5 protein-coding genes are annotated in these 12,896 nt (G+C 66.5%); 3 read left to right on the forward strand and 2 right to left on the reverse strand.

The features are described 5' to 3' along the window. Positions 1 to 31: 31 nt before the first annotated feature. Both AB7849_RS13935 and AB7849_RS13940 read right to left on the reverse strand, forming a co-directional pair. Positions 32 to 1,156: an acyltransferase family protein gene (locus AB7849_RS13935; RefSeq protein WP_008214391.1), complete on the reverse strand. Its 1,125-nt coding sequence runs from the start codon at positions 1,154 to 1,156 to the stop codon at positions 32 to 34. Positions 1,157 to 1,360: 204 nt separating this feature from the next. Continuing rightward, positions 1,361 to 1,957 carry an IMPACT family protein gene (locus tag AB7849_RS13940; RefSeq protein ID WP_008214389.1) on the reverse strand — a complete coding sequence of 199 codons (597 nt, stop codon included), beginning with the start codon at positions 1,955 to 1,957 and terminating at the stop codon, positions 1,361 to 1,363. A gap of 248 nt (positions 1,958 to 2,205) precedes the next feature. Here AB7849_RS13940 and AB7849_RS13945 point away from each other — a divergent pair, with 248 nt between their 5' ends. The 3 genes from AB7849_RS13945 to tal all read left to right on the forward strand — a co-directional run bounded on the left by AB7849_RS13945 (position 2,206) and on the right by tal (position 12,877). Beyond that, positions 2,206 to 10,860, forward strand: a complete 8,655-nt coding sequence (locus AB7849_RS13945) for a glycoside hydrolase family 94 protein (RefSeq protein ID WP_008214387.1) — start codon at positions 2,206 to 2,208, stop codon at positions 10,858 to 10,860. Positions 10,861 to 11,066: 206 nt separating this feature from the next. Further along, positions 11,067 to 11,795, forward strand: a complete 729-nt coding sequence (locus AB7849_RS13950) for an HAD family hydrolase (RefSeq protein ID WP_008214385.1) — start codon at positions 11,067 to 11,069, stop codon at positions 11,793 to 11,795. Next, on the forward strand, positions 11,792 to 12,877 hold the full coding sequence (tal, locus tag AB7849_RS13955) for a transaldolase (RefSeq protein WP_008214383.1): 1,086 nt from the start codon (positions 11,792 to 11,794) through the stop codon (positions 12,875 to 12,877). Before AB7849_RS13950 ends, tal begins: the two co-directional genes overlap by 4 nt. The last annotated feature ends 19 nt before the right edge of the window (positions 12,878 to 12,896 follow it).

Consider the following 12,896-nt stretch of genomic DNA (forward strand, 5'->3'; position numbering starts at 1 on the left):
ATCAAGCTACATGGGGCTGTCGCGTGCCGATTCAATCATTCACGGCGAGCGCTTCGCGCGGGGTCCCGGCCGCGGGCAAGCCTGCGCTGGCAGGTTGGTGGCGCATCAACCGCGAGCGCAGGCGCAGGAAGGGCCGTTCCACGGTGTAGTAGAGCAGGGCGCCGGTGGCGAAGATGGCGATCGCATAGGCGGCAAAAGCCGCCAGGCCATGGATGCCGGGGTGCGCAGCCAGCAGGGTTTCGACCCGGTGCATGGCCAGCTTGTGGCTGAGGTAGAGGCTGTAGGAGATCGCGGCGATCCAGCCTGCACCGGGCACGCGCCAGCGTCCGAGCCAACCGTGCGGGCTGGCGGCAGCAGTGACAAGCAGCGCCAGTCCAAAGGACAGCAACGGATAACCGAACACATCCGCCGCAAACGACGCGCGGTGCCGGAACAGCCAGATGGCCGCGCCCGTTACGACGAGGCCGGCCAGTGCGACGAGGTTGGCTTTCGCCTGCCAGGCTTTCCAGCCTGACGGGTGGTAAATCTGCAGGGTGGCCAGCACCACGCCAGCCAGCAGGCCATCCAGTCGCGACCACGTCGGAAAATAGACGCTCTTGATGAAATCCATGTCGTGCAGTGAGACGTAGCCGCGAATCAGCATGCCGGCCGCCACGATGCCCACGCCGACGGCAATGGTCACCCGAAGCGACGGCCGCCGCGTCAGCAGCCACGCCAACCACGGGAAGACCAGGTAGAAATGCTCTTCGACGCACAGCGACCAGGCATGCGAAAACGCCTGGTTGCGCGGGTAATCGATCAGCAGGTTCACGGTGAAGGTGAGGAATTGCCAGACCGGCTGCATGCCCGGCGCTTCGCGCCACGACGGCAACCACGTGTATATCGCCAGCACCACCAGAAACACCGGCAGGATGCGGAAGGCCCGACGCAGGTAGAAGCGCCCGAAACGCAGCGGTTCGCCCCGGCTCAATGGTTCCAGCAACTGGAAACCGATCAGGTAGCCGCTGAGCACGAAGAACAGGTCCACGCCCATCCAGCCATAGTCGGCGACAGGCTGGAAAGGCCCACCCAGCCCGCCGACGATCCACGAATGGAACAGCATCACCCACACGATGGCGATGGCGCGCAGCAGGTCGAGCCCTGGCAGACGTTTCATGGATTCCCCGGATGGCGGCGCCGGGACGCGTGTCCGGGCTGCGGAGAGCCTGCAACGGAAAGCTTTGCTGCGCGTGGCGGATTTCTGGCGATTCGATGGCAAGGCTGGGCTTGGATGTTTCTGTAAGGATTGCTCGGGAGGGTTTCGAAAAACCTCGCAAGTTACGTCATTCCGGCGAAGGCCGGAATGACGAGCAATCGAGGCTCACTCCAATACGCGCACTTCGCTGCGTCCGCGGCTGAGGTCGGTGATGCGCTGACGCACCTCGTCCACGCGGTCCTGCGGCAACTGGAAGTGCAGCGAAACGCCGTCGGCCTCGAAATGTTCCTGCTCGATGTCGGCGCCCAGTTCCTTCAGGCGGGCCCGGAACAAGGCGTGTTCGGCAAAGTCGCAACGGGTGGCCAAGTGGGTCATCGCAATCAGCGGAACGCGCTCGGCCAGTCGCAGGCATTCGGCTGCGGTGCCGCCATAAGCGCGGGCCAGACCGCCGGCACCCAACTTGATGCCGCCATACCAGCGCGTCACCACCACCATCACATGGTCCATGCCCTGGCCTTCGATGGCCTGCAGGATCGGCCGACCCGCGGTGCCGCCGGGTTCGCCATCGTCGTTGAAGCGGTAGTCCTGGCCGATGCGCCAGGCCCAGCAGTTGTGCGTGGCGGCGGGGTCGGCGATCTCGCGCAGAAAGGCCAGCGCCTGCTCGGGGCTCTCTACCGGCGCGGCCTGGGCCAGGAAGCGGCTTTTGCGGATGTCCTGGGCGTGCTGGCTTGCCTGCGCCAACGTGTGCAACGGCTCATTCATGTGAAAGACAGGGGGCGTGGCATGGCGGGGCGCAGACGGCAGGAAGCATGGGACGAGGGTAAGCGATTGCCCGGCCGGATGCAGGTACGGATGAGCGAATCGGATGGTCTTCGGGGTCGGCCTTCACGCAGCGCTTTCGCTCCGCCCGATATGAATGGGGGACGGGGCTGAATCCAGAGGCTGTCCGTGTTCCGGCAGATCCCCCCGCCGCTACCGGGTAGTGACGGCTTGCCGGACTTTCACGAGGAATGCTGCTGTTGAAGATCGGCCATCGGCTCGCCATGCTCAATTTCCACCGCCTGCGGGCCGTGTTCCGTCTGCGCTCCATGCGCAATCGGCGCCTGGAGCCCGAGTCGGCGCTTCGCGCTGAACTGTTCAGTGCCGACCAGATGGACCAGCACGGCGCAGCGCTGGCCGAGCGGCACCGGATCAGCCCGCTGACGCGGTCCAATGCGCTGTTGACGCGCTTGGCCAGCAATCGCAGCGTACTGGCGCATGCGGGTGATCGCCTTACCAAGGCCATGCGCGATGGCCGTCGCATCACGCCGGCGGCGGAGTGGCTGCTCGACAACTACTACCTGATCGAGGAACAGATCCGCACCGCGCAGCGGCATCTGCCCAAGGGCTACAACCGCGAGCTGCCGGTGTTGCTGAGTGGCCCGTGTGCGCACATGCCGCGGGTGTACGAGATTGCCCAGGAAACCATCGCGCATGGTGACGGCCGCGTGGACGGCGAAAGCCTGCGCCGCTTTGTGGCTTCATACCAGACGGTGGCACCGCTGACCCTGGGCGAACTGTGGGCGATTCCGATCATGCTGCGGCTGGCGCTGATCGAAAACCTGCGCCGCGTGGCCGCGCGCGTGATGACCGACTGGGGCGACCGCCGGCTGGCCGCCCGCTGGGCGACCCGGATGACCGAGATCGCCGAGCGCGACCCCAAGAGCGTGGTGCTGGCGGTGGCCGACATGGCGCGTTCGAATCCGCCGATGGTCGGTTCGTTCGTGGCCGAATTGGCGCGTCGGTTGCAGGGGCAGGGCCCGGCACTGGCATTGCCGTTGACCTGGGTCGAACAGCGGCTCTCCGAATCGGGCCTGGGCGTCGAGCACCTGGTGCAGATGGAAGCGCAGCAGCAGGCCGCCGACCAGGTGTCCATCGGCAACAGCATCGGCAGCCTGCGCATGTTGTCGGCGATGGATTGGCCCGCTTTTGTCGAAAACACCAGCCTGGTCGAACAGGCTTTGTGCGGTGATCCGGCCGGCGTCTATGCCCATATGGATTTCGCTACCCGTGACCATTACCGGCACGCGGTGGAACGCCTGGCAAAGCACTGCCCGCATACGGAAATCGAGGTGGCGAAGGCTGCTGTCGAACTGGCTGAAGCCGGTCGCGACGGTCCGCGTCCGGAAGCGCGCTCGCATGTCGGCTTCTATCTGGTCGATGGCGGGCTGGATGCGCTGGAACGCCGCCTTGGCGTGCGTGCGGTCGGCGCGCGAGCCTCGCGCTGGATGCTGAGCGGGCGACCGGCGCTGGTGCTGTATCTGGGGCTGATCGCCCTGTTGACGGTGCTGCTGGCGTGGCCGCTGGCCGAGAGCATGCTGATCGATGGCGAATACGGCTGGCTGCTCGCGCTGCTGGTGGTGCCCGCGGTGCTGGTAAGCAGCCAGTTGGCGATCAGTCTGGTGAACTGGATCGCCACGATCGCCACCAGCCCCAACATCCTGCCGCGGATGGATTATGCCGACGGATTGCCGCCGGCGATGCGCAGCCTGGTTGCGGTGCCGGCGTTGATCGCCAGTCCCGAAGACGTGGATGACCTGGTCGAGGCGCTGGAAGTGCGCTTCCTGGGCAACCGCGATCCCTGCCTGCATTTCGCCTTGCTCACCGATTTTACCGATGCCGACAGCGAAAGCCTGCCGCAGGACGATGCCTTGCTCGCGCTGGCGCAGCAGCGCATCGAAGCATTGAACAACATTCATGCCGCCGAGGGCGCCGATCGCTTCTTCCTGTTTCATCGACCACGTCGCTGGAACCCGCGTGCGCGCAAATGGATGGGCCGCGAGCGCAAGCGCGGCAAGCTGGCCGAGTTGAACGCGTGGCTGCGCGGCGGTGCGCATGACTGCTTCTCGCTGGTGGTGGGGCAAACCGAAGCGCTGGCAAGCGTGCGCTACGTGATCACGCTGGATGCGGACACGCAATTGCCGCGCGACTCGGCCCGGCATTTCGTCGGTGCCATGGCGCACCCGCTCAATCGCCCGGTGATCGACCCGGCCAGGCGTTGTGTCACGGCGGGGCACGCGATCCTGCAGCCGCGGGTGGGCATCAGCCTGTCCAGCGCCACGCGCTCGTCCTACGCCCGGCTGTTCGGCAGCGACGCCGGGATCGACCCGTATACGCGCGCCGTGTCGGACGTCTACCAGGACCTGTTCGACGAGGGCTCGTTCATCGGCAAGGGCATCTACGACGTGGATGCGTTCGAGCAGGTCATCGACGGTCGCTTCCCGGACAACCACATCCTCAGCCACGACCTGGTGGAAGGCTGTTACACGCGTTCCGGACTGATCAGCGACGTGCAGCTCTACGAGGAATACCCGGCGCGCTACGGCGATGACGTGAAACGTCGCCATCGCTGGATTCGCGGCGACTGGCAGCTGTTGCCGTGGCTGTTGCCGTGGGCACCGTCGGGGCGGGGCGGTTGGCAACGCAATCCGCTGTCGGCGTTGTCGCGCTGGAAGATCCTGGACAATTTGCGGCGCAGCCTGGTGGCGCCCTCGCTGCTGGTGCTGCTGTGGTTCGGCTGGCTGGCGGCGCACACCCACCAGCCGTCGTGGACGTTTGCGGCCTTGCTGGTGGTGCTGGTGCCGCTGCTGCTGTCCTCCTTGCTGGAACTGTTCCAGAAACCGCGCGATGCGGTGTTCGACCAGCATCTGCGCGCGGCCTTGCGCGGGGTCGGCCAGCATGTCGCGCGCACCGTGCTGGGACTGGTGTGGCTGCCGCACGAAGCCCTGTACACCCTCGACGCGGTGCTGCGCACGCTGTGGCGCTTGTTGGTCAGCCGACGGCACCTGCTGCAATGGAATCCGTCGCGGCAGGTGGCGCGCAGCGGCAGCAGCCATGCAGCCCTGTGGCGGTCGATGTGGATCGGGCCGCTGCTGGCAGTGCTTGGCGTCGTGGCCATGGCGGTGCATCGCCCGGCATCGCTGGGCGTGGCGTGGCCATTCCTGTTGCTGTGGCTGGTCTCGCCATCCGTGGCGTGGTGGATCAGCCGACCGCCACGGCCACGCACCTTTGCCGCCACGCCGAAAGACCTGCGTTACCTGCGCAAGCTGGCGCGCAAGACCTGGGCCTTCTTCGAGGTTCACGTCGGGCCACAGGAAAACTGGCTGCCGCCGGATAACCGCCAGGAAACGCCCGAGCTGGTGATCGCCCATCGCACCTCGCCCACCAATATCGGTCTGGCGCTGCTGGCCAACCTGTCGGCCTGGGACCTGGGTTATGTCAGCACCGCGCGCCTGATCGATCGCACCGACGCCACGTTGCACACCATGCAGGGTTTGCCGCGGCATCGCGGGCATTTCTACAACTGGTACGACACCCTGTCGCTGCAGCCGCTGCCGCCGCTGTATGTCTCCACCGTGGACAGCGGCAACCTCGCTGGCCATTTGCTGACACTGCGACCGGGCTTGATGGAACTGGCCGATGTGCCGCTGTTCGAACGGCGCCTGCTCGATGGCCTGGTGGACACGCTCGACATTCTCGAGGGAGCGCTGGCGGCGGCCGATCCCGGCGCCGAGGCTCTGGCCGCATTGCGCGGGGAACTGGACGCGGCGCTGGCCGAGCCGCCGGGCACGCTTGCGGCTGCCGCGACGTGCATGGAAAAACTTCGTGACTGCGCGGACTCGGCTGCTGCAGCGCTGACGGTCGAGCCGGACAGTGCAGCGGAATTCTGGTTGCAGTCGTTGTGCACGCAATGCCGGGACGCCCGCGATTACCTGCATCCGTTCGCCGGTCTGCAGTCGGACGAGGGCGGCGTGGCGATCCCGTCGCTGCGGCAGGTGGCGGAAACGGACGAGGCGCAGGCATCCATTCCCTTGCTCGAAGCACGCCGCCGCGCGATCGGCCTGCTGGTGAGGATCGACCGGCTGGTGCGCCAGGCCGGCGAGCTGGCCACCATGGAATACGGATTCCTGCACGACAAGCGTCGCGACCTGCTGTCGATCGGCTACAACGTGGACGAGCGTCGCCTGGACAGCGGCTTCTACGATTTGCTGGCCTCCGAGGCACGGCTCACCAGCTTCGTGGCGATCGCGCAGGAACGACTGCCGCAGGCCAGCTGGTTTGCGCTGGGACGGCTGCTCACCACCACCGGCGGCGAGCCGGTGCTGCTGTCGTGGACCGGCTCGATGTTCGAATACCTGATGCCGATGCTGGTGATGCCCAGCTACGAAGGCACGCTGCTCGACCAGACCTGCCAGGCAGCGGTGGCGCGGCAGATCGAATACGGCCACCAGCTCGGCCTGCCGTGGGGCGTGTCCGAATCGGGCTACAACACGATGGACGTCCATTTCAATTACCAGTATCGCGCGTTCGGCGTGCCGGGCCTTGGCCTCAAGCGCGGCCTTGGCGAGGAACTGGTGGTGGCGCCGTACGCCTCGGCGCTGGCCTTGATGGTGGCGCCCGAAGAGGCCTGCGCCAACCTGCAGCGGCTGTCCGATGAAGGCGTGGAAGGGCGCTTCGGCATGCACGAGGCGGTGGACTACACGCCCGCGCGCCTGCCGACCGGTCAGCATTCGGCGGTGATCCGCTCGTACATGGCGCATCACCAGGGCATGAGCCTGCTGGCGCTGGACCACGTGCTGTGTGGTCAGCCGATGCAGCGACGCTTCACCACCGATCCCGGCCTGCAGGCTACCTTGCTGCTGTTGCAGGAACGCGTGCCACGCAGCGCCGCCGAGTACCAGCACACCGCGCCATTCCCGACGCCCGAGGCGTTGTCGCGCGGTGCGGAAACCCGCCTGCGCGTGTTCGCCGATCCCAACCGGCCACGCCCGGCCGTGCAGCTGCTTTCCAATGGCCGCTACCACGTGATGGTGAGCAGCGCCGGCGGTGGCTACAGCCGCTGCAAGGGCATGGCGGTCACCCGTTGGCAGGAAGACATCAGCCGCGATGCCGCCGGCCAGTTCTGCTACCTGCGCGACGTGCAGAGCGGCGAGTTCTGGGCCACCACGCACCAGCCGACGCGTCGCAAGACGGCATTCCACGAGGCGATCTTCTCCGATGCGCGCGCCGAGTTCCGCGTACGCGAGCGCGAGTTCGACGCACACACGGAAATCGTGGTGTCGCCGGAGGACGACATCGAGCTGCGCCGCACGCGCATCACCAATCGCTCGCGAACGCGCCGTACCATCGAGATCACCAGCTATGCCGAAGTGGTGCTGGCCCCGGCCATGGCCGATGCGATGCACCCGGCCTTCAGCAAGTTGTTCGTGCAGACCGAGCTGGTGCGTGCGCTGCAGGCCATCGTCTGCACGCGGCGGCCGCGTTCGGCCGACGAACAGGTGCCGTGGATGTGCCATCTGCTGGCCGTGCACAACGCCGACATCGACGAGATCTCCTACGAAACGGATCGCAATCGTTTCATCGGTCGCGGTCGATGCCTGGCCGCGCCGCAGGCGCTGGACCCGGGCGATGAACATCGCGTGCTGTCCGACAGCGAAGGGGCGGTGCTTGATCCCATCGTGGCGATCCGCTGCCGCATCACGCTGGAGCCGGAGCAGTCGGCGGTGATCGACCTGGTCACCGGGGTGGGCGATGACCGCGATGGCTGCATGCGTCTGATCGAAAAATACCGCGACCGCCACCTGGCCGACCGCGTGTTCGACCTGGCCTGGACGCACAGCCAGGTGCTGCTGCGCCAGCTCAATGCCAGTCTCGCCGACGCGCAGCTCTACGAGCACATGGCCACGTCCATTGTCTATGCCAATGCCTCGCTGCGCGCCGATGCCGGCATCCTGCGCGCGAATCGGCGCGGGCAATCCGGCTTGTGGGGGCAGTCGGTATCCGGCGATCTGCCGATCGTGCTGCTGCACATTGCCGACCAGTCGAAGATCGAGCTGGTGCGGCAGCTGGTCCAAGCCCACGCCTACTGGCGGCTGAAAGGGTTGGCGGTGGACCTGGTGATCTGGAACGAGGATCACGCCGGATACCGGCAACAGTTGCAGGACCTGATCATGGGGCTGATCGCCTCCGGCGCCGAGGCCAGCCTGATCGACCGGCCCGGCGGCATCTACGTGCGGCCGGCGCAACAGTTGTCCGGCGAGGAACGACTGTTGATGCAGGCGGCGGCACGGTTGGTGCTGTCGGACAGCCGCGGCAGCCTGGCCGAACAGATCGAGCGGCGCCGGATGCAGTCGCTGCCGGCGCCGTTCAAGCCCAGCGAAGAGCGCACGCTTGAGCCTGCAGCGACGGGCAGCGGCAATGCGCCGACCGGCGAACTGCAGCTGGGCAATGCCTGCGGCGGTTTCAGCAAGGACGGCAGCGAATACGTGGTGACCCTGGCGCCCGGCCAGGCCACGCCGGCGCCGTGGGTGAACGTGCTGGCGAATGCGCAGTTCGGCACCGTCATTTCAGAAAGCGGCAGCGCCTATAGCTGGTCCGAGAACGCGCACGAATTCCGTTTGACGCCCTGGTACAACGACCCGGTCACCGATGCCGGCGGCGAGGCGTTCTACTTGCGCGATGAGCAGACTGGCGCGTTCTGGTCGCCCACGCCGTTGCCGTGCCGCGGCCATGGCAGCTACCGCACGCGCCACGGTTTCGGCTATAGCGTGTTCGAGCACGAGCAGGACGGCATTCGCAGCGAGCTGTGGGTGTACGTGGCGCTGGATGCGCCGGTGAAGTTTTCCGTGCTGAAGGTGCGCAACCGCTCCGGGCGTGCGCGCAAGCTCAGCGCCACCGGCTATGTGGAATGGGTACTCGGCGACTTGCGCGAAAAGGCCGCCATGCACGTCGTCACCGGCTCGGACCCGGCCAGCGGCGCCTTGATGGCGCGCAACACGTGGAATACGGAATTCCAGGGCCGCGTGGCCTTTATCGATGTCGATCACCCCGCGCGCAGCGTCACCGGCGACCGCGTCGAATTCCTGGGCCGCAATGGCAGCCTGCGCCAACCGGCAGCGATGGCGAATGCGCGGCTGTCCGGGCAACTCGGCGCCGGCATGGACCCGTGCGGTGCCGTGCAGGTGGCATTCGAGCTGGACGATGATGACGAGTACGAAGTCATTTTCCGCCTGGGCTCGGCGCATGACGCAAAGGCTGCCAGCGACCTGGTGCAACGCTTCCGTCGCCGAGGTACGGCGAGTGCGGCGCTGGACGCGGTGCGCATGCACTGGCGCTGGACCCTGGGCAAGGTGCAGGTGCATACCCCGGACCCCGCAGTCGACGTGCTGGTCAACGGCTGGCTGATGTACCAGACGATCGCCTGCCGCTTCCAGGCGCGCAGCGGTTATTACCAGTCCGGCGGCGCGATCGGTTTCCGCGACCAGTTGCAGGATGCGATGGCCATGGTCCACGCCTCGCCGTACAGCGTGCGCCAGCACCTGCTGCTGTGCGCCGCGCACCAGTTCCCGGAAGGCGACGCGCAGCACTGGTGGCACCCGCCGCTGGACCGCGGCGTGCGCACGCGCTGCTCCGATGACTACCTGTGGCTGCCACTGGCGGTGTGCCGCTACCTGGAGGTCACCGGCGACCATGCGGTACTCGACGAGCGCGTGGACTACATCGAAGGGCGGCTGCTTGGCGCCGGCGAAGAGTCCTACTACGACCTTCCCGCGCATTCGGAACTGCACGAAACGCTGTACCAGCATTGCGTGCGCGCGCTGGAACATGGTCGGTCGCGGGGTGCGCGCGGCCTGCCGCTGATGGGCAGCGGCGACTGGAACGACGGCATGAACAAGGTGGGCGAGGGCGGCCTGGGCGAGAGCATCTGGCTGGGCTTCTTCCTGCACCACGTCCTGCACCGTTTCGCGCCGGTGGCGCGCCTGCGTGGTGAGGAGGCTTTCGCCGATCAATGCGAAAGCGAAGCGGCGGCGTTGCAGGCGGCGATCCATCAACACGGCTGGGACGGCGCCTGGTATCGCCGCGCGTATTTCGACGACGGCACGCCGTTGGGCTCGGCCGCCAACGACGAGTGCCGCATCGACTCCATCGCGCAAAGCTGGTCGGTGATTTCCGGTGCCGGCGACCCGGCGCGACAACGCCAGGCGATGGAATCGCTGGATGCGCACCTGGTACGCCGCGATGCCGGGCTGGTGCAATTGCTGGACCCGCCGTTCGACAAGTCGGCTCTGGACCCCGGCTACATCAAGGGTTATGTGCCGGGCGTACGCGAAAACGGCGGCCAGTACACGCATGCGGCCACCTGGGCCGCGATGGCGTTTGCGGAGCTGGGCGACAGCGCCCGTGCCTGGGAATTGCTGCGCATGATCAACCCGGTGAACCACGGCCAGGGCGACGGCATCGATGTCTACAAGGTGGAGCCCTACGTGGTGACCGCCGACGTCTACGGCGTGCCACCGCATGTGGGGCGCGGCGGCTGGAGCTGGTATACCGGCTCGGCGGGCTGGATGTACCGGCTGATCGTCGAATCGCTGCTCGGCATGCGCGTGGAAGGCGAACGCCTGCGCTTCGCGCCGGTGCTGCCCGCCGACTGGCGTTCATTCGCGCTGGATTATCGTTACCGGGAGACGGATTACCACGTCATCGTGCAACGGACGGACCACCCCAGCGATGAAGAACGCTACATCCTCGACGGCCAGGTGCAGGCCGAGCCTTTCCTCACGCTGGTTGACGACGGCCACGAGCATCGGGTCGAGGTGTATTGCCACTCACCGGAGGAGCTGCGGTAAACGTGGCGTGGTGTCGCACCTGCCGCGTGCATACCCGATGTTTACGTTGATCCGCGCATGCTTGGAAACCGTGTCGCCTGGCGGCATGCTGCAGCTTTTCCATCGACCCCGGAGCGAACAACGCGTCATGAAGGTCATGCGACCACGAGATTTCCGCGGCCGGTCCCGGCTGATCGAACCCACCCTCACTTCGCCGGAACTGCCCCATGTCCACGCCTGACGACCTGGTATTCCTGCTCGACGTCGACGACACCTTGCTGGACAACGACCGTTTCGGCGATGACCTGGCCGCGCGGCTGGAGCGGGATTTCGGCGCAAGCGAGCGCGACCGCTACCACGCCCTTTACGAGGCCCGGCGCGACGAAGTGGGCTACGCCGATTATCTCGGTGCGTTGCAGGCGTTCCGCGACGGCAACGACCGGGAAGACCAACTGCTGCAGATGTCCGGCTTCCTGCTTGATTACCCGTTCGCCGAACGCCTCTATCCACGCGCGCTGGAGGCCATCGCCCACCTGCGTACGCTGGGCACGGTCGGCATCCTGTCCGATGGCGACATCGTGTTCCAGCCGCGCAAGATCCACCGCGCGGGCCTGTGGGATGCCGTCGACGGCAAGGTGCTGGTGTATGTGCACAAGGAGCGCATGCTCGATGCCATGCAAAGGCATTTCCCGGCAAGTCATTACGTGATGGTGGACGACAAGCCGAAACTGCTGGCCGCGATGAAACGCGTGCTGGGCGATCGCCTCACCACGGTGTTCGTGCGGCAAGGCCATTACGCCGCCGCCAGCGACAACGCATCCGTCACGCCGCCGCCCGATCACGCGATTGCGCACATCGGCGACCTGTGCAACCTGACCATGTCCGACATCCGCACGCTTGCGCATGCCACAGGGGATTCCTCACTTCGAACCGCAGCCGCCCCGGAGGCCTCATGAAAGCGACCCGACAATTGCATGATCTCGGCCAGAGCCTGTGGCTGGACAACATCACCCGCGAATTGCTCGATGACGGTGGCCTGGCCCACTACATCAACGAATATTCGGTGACCGGGCTGACCTCCAACCCGACCATCTTCGACAAGGCCATCGGCAGCGGCCACGCCTACGATCCCGGCATCCACGCCAAGGTGCTGGCCGGCAAGTCCGGCGAGGCACTGTTCATCGAGCTGGCGCTGGAAGACCTGCGCCGTGCCGCCGACCTGTTCAAGCCGGTATTCGATGCGACCGATCACGTCGATGGCTGGGTCTCGATGGAAGTGTCGCCGCTGCTGGCCAGCGATACCGAGGGCAGCATCAAGGCCGCGAAAGACATCCATCAGCAGGCCCGGCGGCCGAACCTGTTCGTGAAGATTCCCGGCACGCCCGAAGGCGTTCCGGCCATCGAGGAAGCGATCTTCGCCGGGGTGCCGGTCAACGTCACCTTGCTGTTCTCGTGTGCGCAATACCAGGCCGCCGCCGAGGCGTGGGCACGCGGCATCGAACGCCGCATCGAGGCCGGACTGAGCCCGGACGTGGCCTCGGTCGCCTCGCTGTTCGTCAGCCGCTGGGACGTGGCGGTAAAGGACAAGGTTCCGGCCGAGCTGCACAACAAGCTCGGCATCGCGGTAAGCCGGCAGACGTATCGCGCCTACCGCGAACGGCTGGCGTCGCCGCGCTGGCGCAAGCTGGCCGACGCCGGTGCGCATCCGCAGCGGCTGCTCTGGGCCAGCACCGGCACCAAGGACCCGGCCGCGCCGGACACCTTGTACGTGGAGACGCTGGCCGCCCCCGACACGATAGACACCATTCCCGAGCAAACCCTGCATGCGTTTGCCGAGCACGGCAAAGTGGGCGGAGTGATGGCACCGGACGGCGGCGATGCCGAAGCGCAATTGGCGCGCTTCACCCAGGCGGGTGTCGACCTCGACGCACTGGCCACCCAGCTGCAGCACGAGGGCGCCGCCGCCTTCGTGAAATCCTGGCAGGACCTCCTGCAGAACATTGCCGATCGCGGCGCCGCCCTGGCGCGCGCGGGCTGAATACGGACCCTTCATGACT

The organism is Rhodanobacter sp. FW021-MT20, assembly GCF_041107475.1.
In the GTDB taxonomy this organism is placed as follows: domain Bacteria; phylum Pseudomonadota; class Gammaproteobacteria; order Xanthomonadales; family Rhodanobacteraceae; genus Rhodanobacter_A; species Rhodanobacter_A glycinis.

What these genes read in the sequence shown, in the direction of transcription:
- AB7849_RS13945 (WP_008214387.1), top strand. Translation starts at nt 2,206, where the DNA reads ATGCTGCTGTTGAAGATCGGCCATCGGCTCGCCATGCTCAATTTCCAC.
- tal (WP_008214383.1), top strand. Translation starts at nt 11,792, where the DNA reads ATGAAAGCGACCCGACAATTGCATGATCTCGGCCAGAGCCTGTGGCTG.
- AB7849_RS13950 (WP_008214385.1), top strand. Translation starts at nt 11,067, where the DNA reads ATGTCCACGCCTGACGACCTGGTATTCCTGCTCGACGTCGACGACACC.
- AB7849_RS13940 (WP_008214389.1), bottom strand. Translation starts at nt 1,957, where the DNA reads ATGAATGAGCCGTTGCACACGTTGGCGCAGGCAAGCCAGCACGCCCAG.
- AB7849_RS13935 (WP_008214391.1), bottom strand. Translation starts at nt 1,156, where the DNA reads ATGAAACGTCTGCCAGGGCTCGACCTGCTGCGCGCCATCGCCATCGTG.